The 21898-nt window shown below is 68.1% G+C and carries 17 protein-coding genes and 2 pseudogenes; 15 read left to right on the top strand and 4 right to left on the bottom strand.

Annotation, left to right across the window (positions count from 1 at the left end):
* The first annotated feature begins 7 nt into the window (after positions 1 to 7).
* The 3 genes from AC5K6T_RS24140 (at position 8) to AC5K6T_RS24150 (ending at position 3378) form a co-directional block, all read left to right on the top strand.
* A complete protein-coding gene (locus AC5K6T_RS24140; RefSeq protein WP_493212080.1) occupies positions 8 to 565 on the top strand; it encodes a MobC family plasmid mobilization relaxosome protein in 558 nt (185 codons plus the stop codon).
* A complete protein-coding gene (locus tag AC5K6T_RS24145; protein ID WP_493212081.1) occupies positions 562 to 2262 on the top strand; it encodes a relaxase/mobilization nuclease domain-containing protein in 1701 nt (566 codons plus the stop codon). The genes AC5K6T_RS24140 and AC5K6T_RS24145 overlap by 4 nt, the downstream gene beginning before the upstream one ends.
* A gap of 216 nt (positions 2263 to 2478) precedes the next feature.
* The gene (locus AC5K6T_RS24150; protein ID WP_493212083.1) at positions 2479 to 3378 is read left to right on the top strand and encodes a ParB N-terminal domain-containing protein; all 900 of its coding nucleotides are present in this window, start codon (positions 2479 to 2481) and stop codon (positions 3376 to 3378) included.
* 250 nt (positions 3379 to 3628) lie between these two features.
* Here the strand turns inward: AC5K6T_RS24150 and serS are convergent.
* Positions 3629 to 4920 (bottom strand): annotated as a pseudogene (gene serS / locus AC5K6T_RS24155) (serine--tRNA ligase).
* A 198-nt stretch (positions 4921 to 5118) separates the two neighbouring features.
* Here serS and AC5K6T_RS24160 point away from each other — a divergent pair.
* Entirely contained in the window at positions 5119 to 6141 is a 1023-nt protein-coding gene (locus AC5K6T_RS24160; protein ID WP_432248888.1) for an NAD-dependent epimerase/dehydratase family protein, read from the top strand.
* Between the two features lie 15 nt (positions 6142 to 6156).
* Here the strand turns inward: AC5K6T_RS24160 and AC5K6T_RS24165 are convergent, their stop codons facing one another.
* The gene (locus AC5K6T_RS24165) at positions 6157 to 7647 is read right to left on the bottom strand and encodes an NsdA family TPR-like regulatory protein (protein ID WP_493212085.1); all 1491 of its coding nucleotides are present in this window, start codon (positions 7645 to 7647) and stop codon (positions 6157 to 6159) included.
* Positions 7648 to 7925: 278 nt separating this feature from the next.
* Here AC5K6T_RS24165 and AC5K6T_RS24170 point away from each other — a divergent pair, with 278 nt between their 5' ends.
* The 5 genes from AC5K6T_RS24170 (at position 7926) to AC5K6T_RS24190 (ending at position 11745) form a co-directional block, all read left to right on the top strand.
* A complete protein-coding gene (locus AC5K6T_RS24170) occupies positions 7926 to 8192 on the top strand; it encodes a hypothetical protein (protein WP_493212087.1) in 267 nt (88 codons plus the stop codon).
* Between the two features lie 214 nt (positions 8193 to 8406).
* The gene (locus AC5K6T_RS24175; protein ID WP_493212089.1) at positions 8407 to 8766 is read left to right on the top strand and encodes a hypothetical protein; all 360 of its coding nucleotides are present in this window, start codon (positions 8407 to 8409) and stop codon (positions 8764 to 8766) included.
* A gap of 4 nt (positions 8767 to 8770) precedes the next feature.
* Entirely contained in the window at positions 8771 to 10072 is a 1302-nt protein-coding gene (locus tag AC5K6T_RS24180) for a radical SAM protein (RefSeq protein WP_432248885.1), read from the top strand.
* Positions 10069 to 10947 (top strand): radical SAM protein, encoded by an 879-nt coding sequence (locus tag AC5K6T_RS24185; RefSeq protein ID WP_493212091.1) that lies wholly within the window; start codon positions 10069 to 10071, stop codon positions 10945 to 10947. The genes AC5K6T_RS24180 and AC5K6T_RS24185 overlap by 4 nt, the downstream gene beginning before the upstream one ends.
* Before the next feature lie 15 nt (positions 10948 to 10962).
* Positions 10963 to 11745 (top strand): hypothetical protein, encoded by a 783-nt coding sequence (locus tag AC5K6T_RS24190; RefSeq protein WP_493212093.1) that lies wholly within the window; start codon positions 10963 to 10965, stop codon positions 11743 to 11745.
* A 61-nt stretch (positions 11746 to 11806) separates the two neighbouring features.
* Here the strand turns inward: AC5K6T_RS24190 and aspS are convergent, their stop codons facing one another.
* Positions 11807 to 13123 (bottom strand): aspartate--tRNA(Asn) ligase, encoded by a 1317-nt coding sequence (aspS, locus tag AC5K6T_RS24195; RefSeq protein WP_493212095.1) that lies wholly within the window; start codon positions 13121 to 13123, stop codon positions 11807 to 11809.
* A 620-nt stretch (positions 13124 to 13743) separates the two neighbouring features.
* Between aspS and AC5K6T_RS24200 the strand changes: the two genes are divergently transcribed.
* Positions 13744 to 15441, top strand: a complete 1698-nt coding sequence (locus AC5K6T_RS24200; RefSeq protein ID WP_493212096.1) for a PE-PGRS family protein — start codon at positions 13744 to 13746, stop codon at positions 15439 to 15441.
* On the opposite strand, the pseudogene AC5K6T_RS24205 reads toward AC5K6T_RS24200, so the two are convergent.
* Positions 15371 to 16212: pseudogene (locus tag AC5K6T_RS24205) on the bottom strand (PE-PGRS family protein). The gene AC5K6T_RS24200 and the pseudogene AC5K6T_RS24205 overlap by 71 nt on opposite strands.
* Positions 16213 to 16285: 73 nt before the next feature.
* Between AC5K6T_RS24205 and AC5K6T_RS24210 the strand changes: the two are divergent.
* The 5 genes from AC5K6T_RS24210 to AC5K6T_RS24230 all read left to right on the top strand — a co-directional run bounded on the left by AC5K6T_RS24210 (position 16286) and on the right by AC5K6T_RS24230 (position 21478).
* Entirely contained in the window at positions 16286 to 16867 is a 582-nt protein-coding gene (locus tag AC5K6T_RS24210; RefSeq protein WP_493212219.1) for a creatininase family protein, read from the top strand.
* Between the two features lie 87 nt (positions 16868 to 16954).
* On the top strand, positions 16955 to 18631 hold the full coding sequence (locus AC5K6T_RS24215) for an Eco57I restriction-modification methylase domain-containing protein (protein ID WP_493212098.1): 1677 nt from the start codon (positions 16955 to 16957) through the stop codon (positions 18629 to 18631).
* Between the two features lie 12 nt (positions 18632 to 18643).
* Positions 18644 to 19369, top strand: a complete 726-nt coding sequence (locus AC5K6T_RS24220; RefSeq protein ID WP_493212100.1) for a PaeR7I family type II restriction endonuclease — start codon at positions 18644 to 18646, stop codon at positions 19367 to 19369.
* A 234-nt stretch (positions 19370 to 19603) separates the two neighbouring features.
* Complete coding sequence (locus tag AC5K6T_RS24225) at positions 19604 to 19921, top strand: hypothetical protein (RefSeq protein WP_493212101.1); 318 nt, start codon at positions 19604 to 19606, stop codon at positions 19919 to 19921.
* A 192-nt stretch (positions 19922 to 20113) separates the two neighbouring features.
* Complete coding sequence (locus tag AC5K6T_RS24230) at positions 20114 to 21478, top strand: Shedu anti-phage system protein SduA domain-containing protein (RefSeq protein WP_493212103.1); 1365 nt, start codon at positions 20114 to 20116, stop codon at positions 21476 to 21478.
* Positions 21479 to 21898: the final 420 nt, after the last annotated feature.

The raw sequence follows: 21898 nt of genomic DNA on the forward strand, positions 1-21898 counted from the left end.
CCCGGGGGTGGCGGAGACGGCCCAGCGCCAGGGGGCGCCGGACCGGGAGGTCGGGTCCGAGGGCGGCCCCGACCCGGACACACTCCACGCCGTCCAGCAGCAGATCCTCCGCCCCGCACCCGCCACCGAGCCGACGGCCGGCGAGCGAGCGGTGCAGAGCGTCCAGCCGGCCATCCGCCGTTTCACCGGCACCAAGCGGACCGTCCGCGTCGGCCCGCTGCGGTTCACCGGCGACGAGCACAACGCTCTCCAGGAGTCTGCCGCCGAGCACGGCTACAAGGGGGAATCCGGCCTCGCCGCCGACATCGTCCTCGCCTTCATCGCCGGCAGCTTCACGGCGAACCTGCCGCTGTCCGAGGACCGCCGCCGCACCCACATGTTCCGCGCCCAGGTGCTGCGCGAGCTCAACCGCATCGGCGTCAACGTCAACCAGATCGCCCGCGCCCTCAACAGCGACCTCACCCCACCCGACATCCGCCACCGTCTCGATGAGCTGCACCGCCTGCTTGAGCTGATCGCCGAGGCCCTGCGCGAACCCGCCGACTCCAGGAACCAGACCGCGTGATCGCCGCCATCAAACCGGCCGGGTCCAACACCCGCGGTCTGCTCGCCTACCTCTACGGCCCCGGCCGCCACGACGAGCACACCGACCCGCACATCGTCGCCGGCTTCGCCATGCTGGGCATGCCCGATCCCGGCCGCGACCCGGACGCCACTCTCACCCAGCTCGCCCGCCACCTCGACGAGCCCGTCCATCTTCGGAACAGCGAGTTCGGAAGGAAGGTCACCGACCACGTCTGGCACTGCCCCGTCCGCACCGCACCCGAAGACCGCCGCCTCTCCGACACGGAGTGGGCCGACATCGCCCAGCGGATTGTCGAGGCCGCTGGCATCGCACCGCCCGGCGACGACCTCGGCTGCCGGTGGATCGCCGTACGCCACGCCGACGACCACATCCACATCCTCGCCACCACCGTCCGCGAAGACGGCCGCCGCCCCAGGCTCCACGACAGCGGCATCCGCGTCGGCGACGCCTGCCGCGAGATCGAGAAGGACTACGGCCTGCGCCGCCTGAGGAAGGGCGACCGCACCGGAACCCGCGCCCCCACCCAGGCTGAGATGCACAAGGCCCAGCGCCTCGGCTGGGAGCAGACGAGCCGCGACTGGCTCCAGGGCCGCATCCGCGCCGCCATCCCCCACGCCCGCACCGCCGAGGAACTCCTGGCCTACCTCGAAGCCGACGGCATCGCGATCAAGGCCCGCCGTGGCCCTTCCGGAGACCTCCTCGGCTACGCCGCTGGCCGCCCCGGAGACCTCAACAAGGACGGCGAACAGGTCTTCCACCCGGGCGGGAAGATCGCTCCCGACCTCACTCTCCCCAAGCTCCAGGCCCGCCTCGAAGTCGGCCAGCCCGAGGAACACCCCACCGCCCGCCGCAACCGCCCGACCACCGCCTGGCACCAGGCCACCGAAGCCCTCGACACCTTCCGCACCGACCTCGCCGACGACCCGCACGCCCAGGCCCACATCACGGCCCTCGGCGAACTCCTGGAGGCCACCTCCCAGAAAGCCCCCGCCCAACTCCGCGCCGAACTCCACGCCGCATCAAAGGCGTTCGCACGCGCCCAGCGCTCCCAGATCCGTGCCGAAGACCGCGCCGCCCACGCTATCCGGAACGCGGCCCGCGACATCGTCCACACCGCCACCGGCCCCGACGGCAGCGCCCTCGCCGCCCTCATCGCTGCCCTCCTGTGGGCCGGGATCATCGCCAACCGCTGGCATGAGGCCAAGGGCCACGCCCACCAGGCCGACGCCGCCCGCCAAGCCCTCCACCACCTACAGGCAGCCGCCGACCAGGCGCTCACCCCCACGCTCGTCGTCCTCGAGCAGCGTCAACCGAGGGAGGAAGCCCGCCGCACCTTCGCCCATGACGTCCGCGCCGCCGTCCCCGACCAGGCCGACCGCATCCTCACCGACCCCAGCTGGCCCGCCCTCGCCGCCCTCCTGGCCGACGCTGAGGCCCGAGGCCACCAACCCCATGGCCTTCTGAAGGAGGCCGCAGCACAGCGCGAACTGGCCACAGCCCGCCAGCCCGCCCGCGTCCTGATCACCCGCCTCCAGCACACCAGCCGCAACCCAAGCCCCAACCCCCGGGCTGAAGCCGCCCGCCTCCGCACCACGGCGTCGGTGACCGGCCGGCAGGCCACTGCCGCACAGCCGCCAGCAGTCCCCGGAGTCCGGCCCAACCGGCGGCGGCGATGACCCCTGAAATCTCCTCAGTGGCACCCGCGCTGCGCCCCAGCAGGACACGTCTGCCCCGCAGCGCACCACAGCTGTGCTCATACGGCCGGCCGCCACCGGGGCCGTTCTCCGGGCCGAGGCGCACAGGCGGATCCGGACGCGATCGCCGTGAGAGGGCCGACATACATAGCCGACGATCGCCGGTTAGCCAAACCGGCGATTCCCCAGACCGTTTACATGTCCGGGCTCGCGCCCAACCCCACCCAGACGCACAGCATCGCACGGTGCTGTCGGCGCACCCACATCACAAGGAGCACCACCCTGAAGTTCCACCCCACCGCTGCCATGTTCCCGCCGCTCACCGACGAGGAGCTCCACGAGCTGACCGACTCGGTCAGGACCCACGGCTTGCGTCACGAGATCGTCCTCGGCCCGGATGGGGCCGTCCTCGATGGCCGTCATCGACTCGCCGTCTGCAAGGCTCTCGGAGTCGAACCCCGCTTCACCACCTACGAAGGCGGTGATCCCGACGGATACGCCCTGTCCGTCAACATCCGCCAGCGCAAACTGACCACGGGGCAGGCCGCGATGATCGCTACCAAGGCCCAAGCCGGCACCAAGGCGAACGAGCACCTCTCCCCCGAGGAGGCGATGCGTTCCCTCAGTGAGACGACCGGTCTCCCCACGGGCCGACTGGAGCTGGCCGACATGGTCATGCGACACGAGCCCGAGCTCGTTGAGCCGGTCATCACGCGTACTGTCAGTCTGGACAAGGCCCACAAGATCGCACTCACCAACAAGGCCCGGGCACAAGCCAGCCAGCAGCACCTCGCCTGCCTGCGTACCGAGGCCCCTGACCTCGCAGACCTGGTCATCATGGGCGAACTCACCGCGCTTCAGGCATGGAACAAGCACCGAGCTCGCATCAAGGAAGACGTACGGCAGCGCAGGGTCGCGACCTATCTCCTGTGCGATGTCGTGACGTCTCTGGCACAGGCGCGGGGCACCAGAACCTTTGCCAGGTACGACCCCCAGTACCAGGCTCCGGGCCGCCCCGTCACCCGCGAGACCATCGCCCACGCGATGACCGCGCTGACCGAAATGGACGCTGTATGGCAGGAGCGTGACCTCCCCTGAGCCCTACCCGTGAGACCCGGCAACGGAAGATCATTCAGCAGGTGGGCCACGTCCGCCCCACACCTCACCGGGTCCTTCGAGATGGATGGTCGGCACCTCCAGAGTCGCGTCCTCACCCGCCCTCTGGGGGCCAGCGCCGAAACGCACTGGCCCCCAGAGGCATTGCGCCTACCAGCGCATCGCCCCCTCGATGGGGCGGTCAACCGGCGGCCATGGAACTCGGAGCTCGCCGAACAGAGCCCGGTACACGCTATGCCTCCGGTGCTCCGTCCGCCGAGATGCGGCGGAAGCCGAGGTACGGGGCGAGGGATTCGGGAAGGAGGAGCGAGCCGTCCTGCTGCTGGCACTGCTCAAGGAGCGCGGCCAGGGTGCGGCCGATGGGCAGGCCGGAGCCGTTGAGGGTGGCGACGAGCTTGGGCTTGCCGTCCTCGCCGCGGGTGCGGATGTTGGCACGGCGGGCCTGGAAGGTGCCGAAGTTCGAGACCGAGGAGATCTCCCGGTAGGTGTTCTGGCTCGGGATCCAGACCTCGATGTCGTACGTGAGCTGGGCGGAGAAGCCCGTGTCGCCGGCGGCCAGCTTGACTACGCGGTACGCGAGGCCGAGCTCCTTCAGGCATGCCTCGGCGTGGCCGACCATCGTCTCCAGCGTGGCGTCCGCGTCCGCCGGGTCGACCATCTGGACGATCTCGACCTTGGCGAACTGGTGCTGGCGGATCAGGCCCCGGGTGTCACGCCCATACGAGCCGGCCTCGGACCGGAAGCACGGCGTGTGCGCGGTCAGAGCCAGCGGCAGGTCGACCGGCGGGATGATCTCGTCGGCGTAGAGGTTGGTCAGCGGAACCTCGGCCGTCGGGATGAGGAACAGCTCCCGGTCGGCGACGCCCGTCTTGAACAGGTCCTCCTCGAACTTCGGCAGCTGGCCGGTGCCGGTCGTCGTCTTGCGGCTGACCAGGTACGGGACCGCATGCTCGACGTACCCGTGCTGACGGGTATGGATGTCGAGGAACAGCGTCGCCAGGGCGCGCTCCAGGGCGGCGCCTGCCCCACGGGAGACGACGAACCGGGGCCCGAGAGCTTCGTCGCTCGGGCGAAGTCGAGGATGCCGGTGCTCTCGCCGAGGTCGACGTGGTCCTTCGGCTCGAAGGAGAAGACCGGCGGGGTGCCGACGCGACGGACCTCCACCGCGAACTCCTCGGAGTCGCCGTCCGGGGCCGAGTCGTCCGGCAGGTTCGGGATGGTCAGGAGCAGATCGGTCAGCTCCTCCTGTGCTTGCTCCTGTTCGGCGTCGATGTCTCGGATCTGGTCCTTCAGCTCGCGGGCATGCTCCTTCAGCTTGGAGATGTCGCCGCCCTGCTTGGCCGTCTGCTGGACCTCGCTCGCCACCCGCTTGGCCTCCGCCCGCAGCTCGTCGGCCGAGCGGATGCTCTGGTTGCGCCGGGACTGGAGGTCTTCCAGCCGGGACAGGTCCAGGGAGTAACCGCGACGAGCGAGCCGACGAACAGCTTCGGCACCCATTTCAATCAGGGCGCGGGCGTCATGCATGAGGGGATCCTTTTTATCCAGCGAGTGGGATGTGGATTCCAGAGCGACGGTAGCAACAGCGACCCCTCTCGGATCCGGAATATCGCCGTGTGATCTCTACGGCGCAGCGCTACCGGGCCCTCGTACTGTCCAGATCCCGCCAGCCTCGATCAGGGCCGGGATGGTGCCCGCTCGGTGCTTCGTGACAGGGTCGACCCCATGCGGATTTTGGTGATGGGCGGCACCTGGTTCCTCGGCCGCGCGATTGTTGACGAAGCTCTGCGACGGGGCTGGGAGGTGACAACCTTCAACCGCGGCCGTTCCGGTGCGGTAGAGGGCGCCGACACGGTCCGCGGTGACCGGACTGACCCCGACGACGTGAAGCGGCTGGCCAACCAAGGGCCGTGGGATGCCGTCATCGACACCTCCAGCAGCGAGTTCTCGCCTCGTGACGTACTCCTCGCCACCGAGGCCCTGCGCCCGGTTGCCGCCCGGTGGGTGCACGTCTCCACGGTGTCCGTTTACCAGGGCTGGCCCCACCAGCCGCTCACTGAGGATTCCCCGCTGCTGGAGTGCCCACCGGACGCGGACGAGTCGTTCGGTCACACCGGCCCCGACGGCAGCCCGACGAAGTACGGATTCCAGAAGGCCGGCGGAGAGGCCGCGGTGCGGACCGCGTTCGGGGACGACTCGGTGTTCGTACGGCCGGGGGTGATCCTGGGCCCCGGCGAGTACGTCGGCCGCCTCCCGTGGTGGCTCACCAGGGCCCATCGCGGCGGCCCGATCGTTGTCCCGGCGCCGGGCCAGCAGCGCATCCAGCCCGTCGACGTGCGCGACGTCGCCGCCTTCGCCGTCGATCAGGCCGCGGCCGGTACCCCCGGGCGAGCCTTCAACATCGCCCACCCCGAGGGCATCAGCTGGGCGGACTTCATGAGCGCATGCCTCGCGGTCACGGGCGGCATCGGCCATCCGGTGTGGACCGACGCCACGATCCTCACGGCGCACGACGTCAAGCAGTGGACGGAGCTTCCGCTGTGGCGTACCCATGCCGGCGTGTGGTCCGTCGACGCCTCCCGTGCCGCAGCGGCCGGGCTCCGGTGCCGTCCGCTCGCGGACACCATCGCCGACACCTGGGCGTGGATGCGGGCGGACGGACGACCGGTCGAGCACCCCAGGTGGGCCGAACACGGCGTGGACCCGGACAAGGAGGCCCGGATCCTCGCTGCCCTCGGCCACGCGTAAGAAGGGGCGAGCGGATCAGGAATCGATGGCGAGCAGCCCTCGCCCAGTCCCCAACTGCCTCGGCGCTGAGCGGCGGCCGAACTCCTCGATCCGCTCGCCCAGCGTGATCGCCGCGCCCGCCCCCCTGAACGTGGGGGCGGTCAGCGCCCGCCTCAAGGTCCCGGTGCGCTCCAGCAGCCCAGCCACGCGTTGGTCCTCAGGAATTGCCCAGACCGTCTCCAGCGTCACCGTCGCCGCGTCCAGGTCGCCCCGCAGGAGCTGCGCGGCTGCGAGGTCGGCCGCGGCCTTCCCGCGTACGGACGCCGACTGCCGGGCCGGCGGCCGGGACGAGACAAGATCCAGCGCCCGCTGCGCGGTGGCCTCGGCACCTGCCCCGTCGCCGACGAGTAGGGCCGTCGTGCCGTTGGACATCAACAGCCGCTCCTCGCTGAACGCGAACTCGCCGCCCACGCCGTCGTGCAGCTCGTCGCGCTCTCCTCGATCCTGCCGGGTCGATGCGACGAGCGCCCGGGTCGCCCGCTCGCGGTCTCCAAGGTGTCCGTGGGCGCGAGCCTCGATGGACAGCAGTCGACGACGAGCCGTGTCCCCCAACCCGGCGTAGGCCAGCGCCGTCCGGGCCTGCCGTACCGCTTCGGACGGTCGCCCCGTGAAGTAGGCGCAGATCGCCAAGGACCCGGTCGCGTAGGCGCGCAACGGATCGAACCGAGCCATCTCCCCGTACAGGGCTGCCGACCGAGCAAGCCGAGCCGAGTCGTCCAGGGAGCCGAGGTCGAACGCGGCGGTCGACAGCAGCGCGCACGCCTGCCCGGCCACAATCAGCAGATCCTGCTGTTGGGCGGGCACCTGTGTCAGCCCCCGCTGGTGCTCCGCCTCCGTGCGAAGCACCCTGGCCCGACGGAAGGTGTCGAACGCGCTCACCGCCCCATAGGAGCGGGCGAGAGCAAGGGCGTCGTCGCGAAGTTGGTCGATGGTGGTGTCGGATACACACTGCGCGGCGGCAGCACCCGCCTCATCTGCGGCGTCACGTGCGGTCATTGCAATGTCACTTTCGAGGTCGTACGCAACAGGAGCCCCCGACGTCGTCGGAGACGGCGTAGGCGGAGGACCGAAAAGCGCGACGGTCTCCACCTCGAACAGGCGCTCAAGCACCCGGCACGTGTCCGGTCCCGGCAGGGTTTTGATCCGGCCCGATGTCCACCGCCGGAACTGTGCCTCGGACACCGACAGACCCGGTAAGCCGGCCTGTGAGGCCGCCCGCGCGAAGGCTGCAGCGAAGTCCCGGTACCGCCAGCGTCGCTGCTGGACCAATACGCGTAACAGGGTGGCCGGATCGTGCATCGGTCGCTCCCTCAAAGTCAGGAGACGGGTCACAACACCCCGTCCTCTCCGTTGACTACCGGCCAACCGGCTTGATCCGCAATGGAATCCGCGCACATGACATGTCGATGCCACCTCCATGACACCCCACACACCCAAGTGGGCGCCAGATGACATCTGCGGCGTCATGGCCGTGACACCCGCACCGGAGGGACTCTTACGCCACCCCAAGGAGCCCAGCGAAGGGAACGGATCGTGAGCAGCCCCCGGCTTCCCCGCCGAACCCCCGGCGCGACCAACCAGCAGTACGAGGCAGCCGTAGCCCCATACGCGGAGACTGACGCGGGCCCGTCGTTGGAGAGGCGCCGCTTGCCGCGGGCGGCGGAGGCGTTCCGGGCCGAGCACGGTGATCCCGCCACCTGGAGCTCCGCGCAGTTCGACGCCTTTCTCGGTCTCGGGGGTGCCCAGTGATCAAGGCCAACGACGCGAATCTCTGGGTGGCGGACGACCCTGGGCACCCGCTGCTAGGCCGAGAGGTCGCACAGCCGTCCAGCGGGCGGCGCGGAACCGTCGGCACCGTTCTGATCTACATGTCGAAGATCACCGGGCGGGTGGTCAAGAGGGTGGCGCACATGCGCCCGCTGGACGACTCGGGCCGCGAGTGGACGGCGGACCCCGGCTCTCTCCAGCCCCTGCGCCCGCTGGCTTCCAACGTGGCGGCGGACCCTCGGTGACCACCGTCCAGTCGGTACAGGGCAGCGGCACCCGGAGCTGAACAGACTTCCCGCTCGTGTTGCCAGCCACCAGTCGGACACGTGCGGGGAACGGCGCACTGCGGGCGCCGTGCACCAAACCGCTCGGAGCGTTGTATGGCATCCCGAGCGGCGGCCAGCAGAGCGGATCAGAGCTGCCCAACCGGGCAGTCACCCTTCCATCAAGGAGATCGGCATGCCGAAACCCAGGAAAGAGAAGCAGAACCACCTGATCTACGCGGACGTCGTGGACTCCAAGTCCAAGGCGGGTGTGTGGATGGGCGAGCGCGCCTCCTTCCGCGAGAAGCAGGGTCGCATCCTCGACGCGATCAAGGACCGCACCGACTGGGTCGAGCTGAACGACGCGATCATGGTCATCAGCACCGAGCCCGCCGGCCTCACGATCATCGTGCCGAACCCGACGCTGCCCGGCGTCATCGTCCTCTCCGACGGCGGCAGCCCCGCGGCCTCGGCCCAGCTCCAGGCCGGCGCCGAGGAGCAGGTCCGCGCCGTGATGGCCGAGCTGGGCATCGCCGAAGAGGAAACGGCGGCCTGACCCAGTGGCCGCTCCCCTGCTGCTGTGGGGGAAGTACTTCCAGTACGACCGGGCCGGGGAGGCTGTCCTCCTCGACCCGGTCACCCTGGACAGTGTGCTTCTCGACTCCGGCGAGGTCGCTGACCTCGCCGGGGTCTCCCCGACCGCGACCCATGAAGCCCTCGCCGGGCTCGGCTTCACCCAGGACGGCCCCGTCGTCGACCGCCGTGAAGCACTCCACAACCGCCTCCAGGCCCTCGGATTCGACCCGACACCGCAACGGATCAGCGGGCTGCGGGTGGTCCTTACCGACCGCTGCAACATGGCCTGTACGTACTGCTTCGTCGACACCAACACCGGCAAGCCGGACATGACCGAGAAGGAGCTCGCCACTGGCCTGGAGTTTCTGTTCGAGCAGAACGCCGGCCAGGAGGAGGTGTCCATCCAGTGGTTCGGAGGCGAGCCGACCATCCGCTTCGACCTCATGAAGTACGGCGACGAGCTCGCTGACACCCTCGCCGCCCGCTACGGCGTCGCACGCGTCCGCCGCACCGTTGTCACCAACGGCGCCCGGCTCACGGACGAGGCCCTTGACCACTTCGTGCAGCGCGAGTACGGAGTCGGGATCTCCATCGACGGCCCGCCTGGGATCAACTCCGCCAACCGGCTCCTCCTGGGTGGCCAGCCTGCCGACGACCGGATCCGCCGCAACGTCGGCCGCCTGGTCGAAGCCGAGGGCCTGCACGTCGGCTGCAACCTCACCCCCACGGCGTCGAACATCGGGCGCTTGGCCGAGACCGTGCGGTGGATCATCGACGACCTCGGCCTGAAGTTCATCTACGTCAACACCCCCATCCCCACGGGGGGTGAGTGGCGAGTCAACGGCGCGGACCTGGCCCGCGAGCTGTACGAGGCCCGCATGACCGCGCTCGGCAGGGGCGGGATGCTCTTCTCCGTCCTCGACCGCGCGTTCCAGGCCCTCGACACCCGCCGGCCGATGCTGTTCGACCACATGCAGGGCGACCGCAGCCTGAACGCCGCCCTGCTGCCCGGCAACAGGGTCAGCGTGTGTGACATCAACTTCACGGAGCCCTCCTTCCTCCACACCGTCGACGAGCTCCGCCAGAAGCCCGGCCTGCTGGCCGCCGCGGCGAAGAAGGTCGCCCCGATCCCCGCTTGTGGCGACTGCCCTGCCCTGGCCATCTGCGGCGGCCCGTCCCGAAACGAGCAGGCCCTCATCGGCGGCGACACCCCGGACCCGCAGATGTGCGCCTTCTACACGAGCACCGTGGCCATCGCGGTCTGGGACAACACGGGGGTCCAATGAGCACCCCCGCCCGTACCGCGCTGGTCTCCACCGCCGGCCACTGCAAGGTCGCCTGCGGCTTCTGCTTCCGCGCCGACCGCGCCCACGGCTTCCTCACCGTCGAGACCTACACCCGGGCCCTGTCGCGGCTGAGGGAGACCGGGGTGGAGGGCGTATGCCTAACGGGAGGCGAGCCGACCCACCACCCGGAGCTCCGGCATCTCGTCCGCCTGGCCCACCAGTTCGGGATGTCCGTGTCCATGGTGACCTCGGCCCGCACCGAAGCCGAGGTCACCGCCCTCACGGAGGTCGAGCACCTTCTGACCAACGTCACCGTCTCGGCCGATTCCGAGGGCGCGATGGCCCTCGGCCGGACGACGCGAACCGTGGCCTCCGCCGTGGCAACACTGCTGGCCGTGGACGTTCCGGCGAAGGTTCTCCACTTGACCTACGTGGATGTGGCAGAGGAGGAGGCAGCGCAGATCGCCGGCCTCGTCGCCGGGACAGGCATTCAGGTCCAGCTCAGCCCCGTACTCCTGAATGAGCAGGGCTTAGTCAGGGCCGGTGGATCGGTCCAGGACTCTGTGAAGCTCAGAGAGGCTGACACGGCGACCCTTGCCGGGCGCTTCCGCCTGTCCAACGCGTACCGGTCGTACCTCGATGATCTGCGTCGGATGCAGCTGTCCGACGACGAGGGCCATCCCTGCCGATCAGCGACCCTCTACATGTCCGCCGGGGGCGAGTTACGGCGCTGCCCCTACGGCGCGGACGGGGTCAGCGTCCAGGCCCCGCGTGCCGAGATCAGGGGCTTCCTCGAAGCGCCGGCGAAGGACCGGGTCGGACCCGACTGCGCCGCCATCTGCCGCCCCGCGTCGCACGCCTGCGCGGCGGCCTGAGCCCAAGGAGCCATCGTGCACGCACCGGTCTCCGTCACCGACCCGCACAATTTCACCGCCTGCTGGAGGCATCCGCCGAACTTCCGCCTGCACGTCCCGTTCGACTACCTCTTCATGCCGGCCATCGACATCCTCGACCACATCCGCCAGGACGAAGAGGTGCGGTTCACGATCCTCGGCGACGAGGACTGGCAGGTCCGCATGGACCGCACGGCCGCCTTCCGGACGGCCCCGGTCGAGGAGATCACCACCTGGCCCTTCCGCCTGGTGCACTTCAACCTCTCCCGGTTCTACGGCGAACTCCTGGATGGCTTCCAGGACGAGGTCATGATCCCCTGGCGCACGTACCTCGCCTCCCAGGGATTCACCTGGCAGCGGTGCGCGCCCATCCTCTTCCTGTCCTCCCAGGGGGCGACCTCGACGTACCACAACGACAACTCGCACGGCCTCGTCTGGCAGGTCCACGGCACCAAGACCTTCCACAGCTACCACAACCCCGACAAGCACCTGTCGGCAGAAGCCGCCGTCATCGGCGAGACCACAGCCGAGGAACCGCCGGCCCACGACGAGACGGACCGGCAGTCCGTGACCATGCACCCCGGTGACCAGCTGTGGAGCCACGCCCTGACCCCGCACTGGGTCACCACCGAGTCCCCGCTCGCCCTCAGCGTCACGTTGTCCCATGGCGGCCTGTGCCACCAAGGCCGCTACGCCGACCGCGAGCTGGCCCTCCGGTCCCACTGGGACAAGAACCCGGCCGAGGCGTGGACCCTCGACCTGGGCCACACCCGCTACTGAGCACCTCGTGCCGCTGCCCCACCGCCAGACGGCGGCGGGGCAGCGGCACGTACGCACTCGGTCAGGGAGTCAGGCGGTTCGGTCCGCGGAAGAGGAAGGCCGCCTCGCGGATGGAGTCCAGGCCGAGCATGACCATGAGGATCCGCCCGAGGCCGGCGCCGAGTCCGCCGTGCGGCGGGCAGCCGAAGCGGAAGATGTTCAGGTAGTCCTGCATCGGCTCCGTGCTCATGCCCTTCTCCTCCGCCTGCTTCAGCAGGACGTCGGAGCGGTGCTCGCGCTGGGCACCAGTGGTGACCTCCAAGCCCTTCCACAGCAGGTCGAAGCTGAGCGTCAGATCCGGCCGGTCCGCCGGACGCATGTGGTAGAAGGGCCGGATACTCGCCGGGTAGTGCGTGATGAACGCGAACTCATGCCCGGTCTGCTCCTTCATGTGCGCGGCGATCCGACGCTCACCGTCCGGGTCCAGGTCCTCCTTCACCCCCTCCGGGTCCCAACCGCCGGCCCGCAGGACCTCCTGCGCCTCGGCCATCGTGATCCGCGGGAACGGAGTCTCGGGCACTGCCACCTCGACCCCGAAGACCTCCCGGATCCGCTCGCCGTGGACGTCGGCCACCTTGGCGATGGCGTGGGCGAGCATCTGCTCCTCGAAGGCCATCACGTCCTCGACGTCGTCGATCCACGACAGCTCCACGTCGACCCCGGTGAACTCGGTCGCGTGCCGGGAGGTGAACGAGGGCTCGGCCCGGAAGACCGGTCCGATCTCGAAGACCCGGTCGATGCCAGCGGCTACCGCCATCTGCTTGTAGAACTGCGGCGACTGCGCCAGGTAGGCCGACCGATCGAAGTACCCGAGCTTGAACACCTCCGCCCCGGACTCCGAGGCCGTCCCCATCAGCTTCGGGGTGTGCATCTCCGTACAGCCGTGCTCCATGGCGTACTCGCGCAGCCCCTCCTCCAGGGTCGTCTGCACGGCGAACACCAGCTGCGCGGTCTCCCGCTTACGGACGTCGAGGAACCGCCAGTCGAGCCGGTGCTCGGGCCCGGTGAGCTCGTCGATCGGCAGCGGGGTCTCGGCCAGGTTGAGCACCTCGACTGACTCGGGGACGAGCTCCAGGCCGCCGAGCTTGACCTGGGCCGCGTCCACGACGCGTCCGGTGATCCGTACGGCGGACTCCGGGGTGAGGGACTCGAGCACGGCCTCCAGCGGGCCGCCGTCGCGCTTGTGGGTCACCTGGACCATGCCGGAGTGGTCGCGCAGGATCACGAACTGCATCTTGCGCTGCAGCCGGAGCGCGTTCACCCATCCGGAGATCGAAACGGTCTGGTCGATATGACCGCGTAGGTCGGCGGTCAGCACGCGGGTCGTAGTGTGGATCATCGCAGCCCTCCAAGGGCGTCGTCATGATCCCTTGGGAGCGTGGGCGAGAAGGGTACTCGCGGTGCCACCACGCCTTTGCCACCGCCAGACAGCGGCGGCCTCATTCAGCCCGATGACGGCGGCAAACCGGCGGGGCATTGGGCCATAGGGCCGTTCCTCCCCGCGCTCAGGAGGGTCTTCACCTCGGGCGCGAGTCCGCCTTCCCAGCTACCGGCGGCTCTCTCTGCTCGCGTGATCCTCGGCTACTCGTCTCCATCTACGCGTTGCCCACGAGGATAGGGAGCGTTAAGGGCCCCTGCAACGCAATCACGGTGACAGCAAAGACTTGGCCGAATGACGATCAACGACAGAGCTGCGCACACGCCGCCGTCCCCGGCATGTCGGCGGCGGCTGAAGGGGGGCGGGATCACTTTCCGTACTGAACTGACGGACGGTCACTGCCAGGGCCGGGCGGACGCCGGGTCACGCGGCGAGGAGTACGCGCTTGCGCAGAGGACCAGAACCAGGATTCAGCCGCCGCCGACGTGGCCAGCCCGATCGTGGAGACGCTCGAGCAGCAGAATGCGGGAACATCACCATTCTGGTTGTAGGCGCTCGGCGGGACCGGTACGACGGTCACCATGTACCGATGGTCGCCGCTCAACGACCGACAGCTGGCCTTGCTCACTCGCATCGGAGAGGGAACGGATCCCGTCACCTCAGCGAGCCCGGAACTCGCCCACACCGCCCGTGCCCTCAAGGGCCGGGGCCTCATCACCATGCCCAAGCACGGTGGGAAGTGGCAGGCGGAGATCACCGATGACGGTCGCTTCTACCTGGAACACGGCCACCACCCGGACCGGCCCGAGCCAGCCCCGCGCACGCGAAGGCCGGCAGCCGCCGCGCCGAGGCCGGAGGCTGCGGCACTTCCCCGTCGGCGAGCGACGCCCCCGCCCGAGGCAAAGCCGACGCCTGCGCGCCCTGCGAAGCCGCCACGGCAGTCGCCTGCGGAAATCGGCGCGGCCTTGATCGCGGAGGTGCAGAAGGCCGACCGGTTCCTTCGGATCCCGGACCCGAGCGCCGAGGAGCGAGCCCGCTACCGCAGGGCGTTCGACGCCGCGCGACAGTGTGCACCGGAGGGCTACCACCTGAAGTACAGCGGGCGGGCGAAGGGAGACTTCTTCCTCGGTCTGCTCCGGGTGACAGGCGAGGACGACACCGAATGGAACCGGATCCGCCTGGCGCGCAGCCGAGTGATCACCGACGTCGAGGACGTGATCGCGGCGGTCACCGTGGACCACAGCGCCTTCGAGATCTCGGACGAGGTCCTCCCACGGGTGCTTTCTCTCCTTCGGCTCCTCGCCGAGCAGGCCCTCGCGCGGCACGGCGATATCGCGGTGTCGAAGAAGCGTAGGCAGGTGCGGCCGCTGCTCACGGTCCATGGCAGGACGTACGAGATCAGCTTCAAGGAACGGCAGAAGCAGGTCCGGTACGTGCCCACGCAGCCGGGCCGGCGCACGTACGACTGGCAGCGGGTCACCCCGGCCCACCGGCTCGAACCGTCCGGCGAGCTGGAGCTGCAGGTGGCCCAGCAATCGGGGTACAGCTACGGCTACCGCTACGGCTGGACGAAGGAATGGTCCGACACCGCCAAGAAGCCGTTGGAGGACCAGATCGACGCTGTCCTCCGAGCGCTGAAGGCCCGCGCGGAGGAAGAGGAGCAGGCCCGGCTGGCGCGGGAGGCGGAACAGCAGCGTCAGCATGAGGAGCGGGAGCGGCAAGAGGAGGAACGCCGCCTGCGAGAGGCCCAGGAAGAAGAGGAGCACCGCCGGCGGAAGGCGGAGAAGAAGGAGCGCACGCGTCGAGAGTGGGAAGCGGCGGTCAGCCTCGCGACGATCAAGGCAGTGGACGCCGTACGGGTCGACCGGTTCGGCACCGCCCTGGCGCAGTGGCGGGCCGCAGGGGAGATGCGGGCCTTCTGCGCCGCGCTCGACGAGGCCGCCTCCACCTCGGACGACGCTCACGAAGCCGAGCGGCTTCGCGAGTGGTCAGCGTGGGGGAAGGCGGAGGCTGACCGGCTCGACCCGACCGTGGCCGGCAGGAGCCTGACCGGCCACAGCCTCCACGCGGAACCCACGGACGACCAGCTAAGACCCTTCCTCGACGGCTGGCACCCGCAGCGGCCAGAGAAAGAGAAGCCTCCGAAGCAGGAAGAACCCAAGGCGGAAGCCGAACCGCCCAAGCCGGAGCCCGATCGGTGGCGCGGCCTCACCGACGATCGTCTGGACCAAGGCTGGAGATATGGACCCCGAGGTCGCGCTCAATGGTGGAGGCGATGACGCCGTGCCCGCGGTCACGTAGGGCCTTCACCGACTTCTCCACGAGCTTCCCGAGCCGGACGACCTCCTCGCGCAGGGCGACCAGCTCGTCGTAACGCTCGGCCTTGTCCTGACCACACCACTCACGGACGGTCCGCAGGACGGCCGCTTCCGCGTCCAGCTTCCGGTCGTCCCGGCGGCTGTAGGAGTACCAGGAGGACTGCGTGCGCTCCTGATCGATGGCCTGCTGCCTGCGGTCCACCTCGGGCAGGATGTCCTCGGCAAGACGGCTGGCCACGAGGCGCGCGATGCGCTCCGTGACCGGCCACCCGGCCAGACACCTGCCGCAGCGGTTCTCATAGACCATCGGGTCGCCTCGCAGCTCCGCGGGATCTATGCCGACGAGGGGAGCGCTGCCATCAAGACTGCCCATCTCCAAGATCCCTGCGTCCGCGACGCTGCGCCGCAGCCGCAGCTTGCTCTTCGACGGACGAACCCAAGGATCAACCGTGCAGCCTCAAAGTCGGCACTCCCCCTCACATGCCGCGACGCCTCGGCCAGAGCCAGCTCGCTCGCGTCGTCCGCACGAAACGCCGCGACGTCCTCCCAGCGCGCCACGAGGGAAGTCGCGTCTACCCACTCCTGCAGTCCGGCGTCGTCACCGTCGAGGAACCGCACGTGGAGCCAATCAGCCCGGCCACGACCGCCTACCCGTACGACCTCGACCCGACGAACCGGGCCGCCCAGCTCCTTCGGCCTCGCTCGGTAGGCCCAGTGCTCACCCATCTCCATGGGTCCATTGAGCCAGGTCTGTTGATCCCTTCGCCCCCGTGATTGCGAGATCGCATGCGTCATAGCCCAGGAGATCGCCGCCGCCTACCCTGTCCACCTCCTCCCGCCCATCACCATCTCGTGCAGCCACGAGCACGCAGCGTTCCCGGGCACCGTCAGCATCAGCGCCAGGACCCTGTACGCAGTGATCGACGACATCCGCGCCTCACTCGCCCGCTCGGGCATCCACAAGCTGGTGATCGTCAACGGCCACGGCGGAAACTACGTCCTGTCGAGCGTGGTCCAGGAAGCCAACGTCGACGGCCCTGCGGTCTCCCTCTTCCCCCTCGGCCCCGACTGGGACCGCGCCCGGGAGCATGGCGGGCTGACCGACAGGCACGCGGACATGCACACCGGCGAAGTCGAGACCTCGATCCTGCTCCACGCCGCTCCCGAGCTCGTCCGCGAGGGGTACGCCGACGCGGACCACGACGGCGGAGCCCGTCCTCTCCTCCTCGTGCACGGGACCAGCAACTACACAGAAACCGGTGTGATCGGCTTCCCGTCGCTTGCTTCTGCAGGCAAAGGCAAAGCCATCCGAAAGACTGACGGGGGATTTCGCCGAGCACCTCTGCGCGCTCGGCGAGGCAGCGGTTCCCACCACGCCCGACACTGACGACCACATCCACAATTCTGTTATCAACTGACTACGCACTGTGGATAGAAGTCAGGCTTCAGGAGGGTTCGGCGGTACTGTCCTTGCGTGGCAACCATCGCGCTGTTCAGCACCGACGACCTCTCCCTTCCCGAGTCTCTGCAGGAGGCTGTGGAACACGGTGAGGTGTTCACGCGTGCCTGGGTGGTCGAGCTCATCCTGGACCTTCTCGGCTATACGGCAGACAAAGACCTCTGTGATCTGAGGCTCGTGGAGCCGGCCTGCGGCGGCGGCGCATTCTTGACCATCGTCGCGTCCCGAATCAGCGCGTCATGTCATGTGCACCAGCGCCCCATTACCGACGCCATCGACGCTGTCCGCGCCTTCGACCTGCTGGGCCGCAACGTGGAGCAGAGCCGGTCACTGGTCATCGAAACGCTGCAAGCAGAGGGCTGGGAGCCGAAGGATGCGAGGAAGGTCGCCACAGCGTGGGTGAGGCAGGGCGACTACCTCCTGCAGTCGGACGCCGAGCATCGCGCCGACTACGTCGTCGGTAACCCTCCGTACATCCGGCTCGAAGATGTTCCCGACGACCGGATGGCCGCATACCGCCGCGGCTGCTCGACGATGGGTGGCCGAGCCGACATCTACATCGGCTTCTACGAGGTGGCCTTGCGCAGCCTTAACCGAGGCGGCCAGCTGGGATTCATCTGCGCCGACCGGTGGATGCGGAACCAGTACGGCCAGCGGCTGAGGAAGCTAGTGACCAAGCACTTCAGCATGGACCTGGCCCTCGTGATGCACGACGTAGACGCCTTCGACGATCAGGTTTCGGCCTATCCCGCGATCACCCTCATCTCGAACAAGAGCCAGGGCGCAGCGGTAGCCGCGGACACGAACCGGTCCTTCGGAGCGGAACAGGCGCGGGACTTCGCCAGCTGGTACCTGGAGGGCAAGCCGACGACGATCGCCACGACTTCCTACCAAGCTGCTCGCATGCCGCACTGGTTCCCGGAAGAAGACTCGTGGCCGGCTGCTTCACCGGCCAGGCTCGCGATCCTTGAGGACCTCACCGAGCGCTTCCGACTCCTTGAAGACAGCGAGACGGGAACGAAGGTCGGGATCGGCATCGCCACCGGCGCCGACAAGATCTTCCTCACCAAGGACAAGGACCTGGTCGAGGCAGACCGTTTGCTCCCCATGGCCATGGTCCGCGACACCACCAGCGGCATCATCAACTGGGACGGCACGCACCTGGTCAATCCCTGGACGGCCAGCGGCGACCTGGTCGACCTCGACGCGTTTCCGCGGCTCGCCTCCTACTTCGAGAAGCACGGTGAGGACCTGCGCAAGCGCTACGTCGCGGTCAAGCAGCCGCAGCGCTGGTACAAGACCATCGACAAGGTCGACGACAAGCTCACCCGTCGTCAGAAGCTGCTGTTTGCGGACATGAAGCTGAGGATCCATCCGGTCCTCGACGAAGGCGGCCTGTACCCTCACCACAACCTGTACTTCATCGTCTCGGACGTCTGGGACATGCGCGTACTCGGTGGCCTGCTGCTGTCCAAGGTCGCGGAGGCATTCGTGGAGGCGTACGCGGTCAAGATGCGCGGGGGAACCCTCCGCTTCCAAGCCCAGTACCTCCGGAAGATCCGCGTCCCGGACCCGGCAACAATCAGCGAAGGCGACCAGGCCGCTCTCGCTGAAGCCTTCGACAAGCGGGATAGGGAGGCCGCCACCGAGGCCGCTTTGCGTGTCTACGGGCTCGCCGAGCTGCCTGACTAGGAGGAACGGATCTTGACGGTCACCCGCCAAGACTTCGAAGACGCCATCGCGGCGTACTGGGGCGCCAAGCAACTGCAGAAAGAGCAGTCCGCCATCCGGGACGCGGTAGGGGCCGGCACCGCTGGCTCCGTCCGAGGCGGCAAGCACTTCGACGTCATCGCGACACTCTTGGCGAAGTTCTTCCTGGACGCCGGCTACCCGGCTTCGAGCATCCGCGTCACCAAGTCACAGGGCCTTGAACTGCCTGGCTACTACCGGCCGCAGAAGCAGTGGGATCTCGTAGTCGTCCACCAGAACGTCCTCGTGGCGGCGTTCGAGCTGAAGGCACTGGGCGGGCCGTCGTACGGCAACAACTACAACAACCGGGTCGAAGAGGCGCTGGGCAGCGCTGTCGACCTGCGCCGAGCTGCCCTCGCCGAGCTGTACCCGAAGGAGAAGCCCTGGCTGGGCTACTTCTTCATCATGCAGGACGGCGAAGGATCCCGGAGGCCGGTCAAGACGGCCAAGGGCGCCCTCCCCGCCGATAAGATCTGGCACGGAACCTCGTACCAGGACCGGTTCGGGATCTTCTGCGAGAGGCTCATGGCCGAGCAGCTCTACGACGCCGCGTGCTACGTCACGTCTTCAGCTGAGAACCCGAAGCCCATCGAACTGGTCGAGAGCCTCGACTGGCGCCACTTCTCCGCAGCGATAAACGCCCGCCTCACGTATCTGAAGGACCTTGGCATCCCTGGGTAAGTGCGGCGCCTGAGGACGTTGGCGACGCGCGGCCGTCGGGTACGGATGTGAGGCATGGCAATAGATGACGACAGGCGAGCGGCCATACGCCTCGCCAGCCAGGCCCACGACGTCGGTCGCGCGTCCGGGCGGGTTCTCTGGCGCGAGGCACTGCAATGGATCAGCGGAGGGAGGCTCGGTCGGCGAAGAGGCTGGCCTGACGTTCCTCAGCTTGATACCCTCTGGCAGGACACGGTGTCGACCGAGCGGGATGGCTGGCGCCAACGCGCGGCAAACCTGAACGGCGAATTCGCCTTCGCTGTCGACTACCTCGTCTGCTATCCCTGTCGCATCGGCTGGGTCGAACAGCCCTACACCCTGCCCCAGTACCAGCGGTGTGGGTTGGCCACCGCCGGCCTCACCGCACTTCGCGCCGACCATCCGGCCCTGGCATGGCACACGCTCGGTGGGCACCTCGGCGAGTCGCAGGCGTTTTGGAGCGCTGCTGGCAGCGCGGTCCCCGGCGGATACCAGCCGCGTCCACTTTGCCAACACTCGAACGCCGGCAGGTGATTCGAAGAGACACAAGCGAGCTCAGCAGGATGCCCTGGTCCAGTAGGCGTCCGTTGGAGCTCCACCAGGACGTTGGGACAGTCCGGGCGACCTGCTGCTTCGGGCGCTCGGAGGTCGGCTGTCACACCCTCCCGCTAGCCTCGATGAGAAGCTTTGACCAACGCTGGGTGGGGGTGACCGACCGTGAAGTCGGTGAGGGAAGCAGTCAAGAACTACTGGCTTCAGCGCCATTACAACGGCACTGGCACCCCACCCATGGTTCGTGCGGCACGATGGGACAATGTCATCCTCGCCGTGGCGGATGAACTTGCCGCGCGTGGCATTGACCGGAATTGGATCCACGTTGGGCGCGATGCAACCCTGCCGGGCGCGTATGGGGTGGGCCGATCGGCGTGGGACCTCGCCGTGGTCAAGGATGGGATTCCTCTCGCTGCGATCGTCGTAAAGGGCCTTGGCGGGCCCTCGTACGGCAACAACTACAACAATCGGATCGCGGAGCTAACGTCGATTGCTTTCGATGTGCGCAGACAGTACGGCAGTCCGGAGTTGACCGGATTCCAGCCTTACCTGGGGCTCTTCTTCGTTCTCCAGGAAGGAAAGGGTGCCAACATTCCTGTCTGCAAGCCGCGGGGTGATTCTTACGTCAGGATCGGCGATGGGTTGTCGTACAAGGAGCGCCTGGGAGAGACCTTCTCGCAGTTCCAGAAAGACGGCCTGTATGACGGAGTCTGCTACGTCTCTGTCGGCTCTGAGCAGGGCACAAGCGTAGACGAGCCTTACTCCGATATGTCCATCGAGACCCTTATCGACACCCTCCTGGCGAGGGTGGAATCGCTTGCCGCACTCAATGGGGCCGCTGGGCTCACATCCGTCTCCTTCGGCGAGATGCTGTCGAATCGTATCGACATTGACGAGGTTCTGACCGGGCTAACCTCGACGCCCGCGGGTTTGTTTGCGGCCGAGGCGGCGGTTATTCGCCGGCGGCGAGCGCTGCTGGGAGACCTGCGCAAACTTGCCGTCTCCGAGGGAACCAACGAGACGGTAATGCACAAGGCCATGTCCGGTCATCACTGGATCTTTGGCGGTCAGTACATCGGTGTCGCTGCAAGGCGAGATCTCATGAATCTACACCAGCACGACATCCCTCTGATTTCAGCTGACCGGAGTCTCAATATCATCGAACTCAAGGGCCCCGAGGCCCCACTGATTCGACGACCCCGTGAAAACCACCTCATCCTCTCTGGTGCCGTCAACGAAGCCGTCGGCCAGTGCATGAACTACCTGCGCACCCTCGACGAAATGGGTGCGGCTCTCGGCACCCTCCACCGCAACGATTTGAACCTCGACTACGACTACCGACGCGCTCGCGCCACGGTCGTGATCGGCTACCCCGAGCGAACGGACGTTGCGACTCGCGAGCAGATCGACCAGACGATCAGGACCTACAACGCCCACCTGTCTCGGATCCAGGTCCTGACGTATGCCGACCTGCTGGATGCAGCCGAGCGGGCTCTCGCCTTCGAGGAGGACAGTCGAGTGAGCGGCGAAGAGGCGTAGCCCCGAAGCGACACGGGCTTCTGCCACGGGTCAGGGCGATCGTCTGGTTGCAGTTCTGGTTGCATTCACCCCCGTCCAGGCCCGTCCGGACGGGGTCACCCCGAACGCTCCGCCGCAGGTCAGGACGGGTACGGCCCGCACCGGACACCCGTACGAACATTTGGAAAGCGTGTTGGGGGCAACCCCTCACGAGTTCGAATCTCGTATCCTCCGCACTCGCCCACCTGGGCAAACGAAGGGTCCGACCGCTCAGCGGCCGGACCCTTCGTCGTTGCGTGGTCTCAGTTGGCCTACCGAGGCACCCGGCGACAGATCTCTGCTCGTCTCCCTGGCCCCAGTCGGCTCGGTCGTCAGCGCTGTGCGTCCGACGTCGTTCTCAGACCGAGTCGGCTCGCGCCTCACACCAGCAGGCTCTGACGC

It is taken from the genome of Streptomyces sp. B8-7 (genome assembly GCF_058833805.1).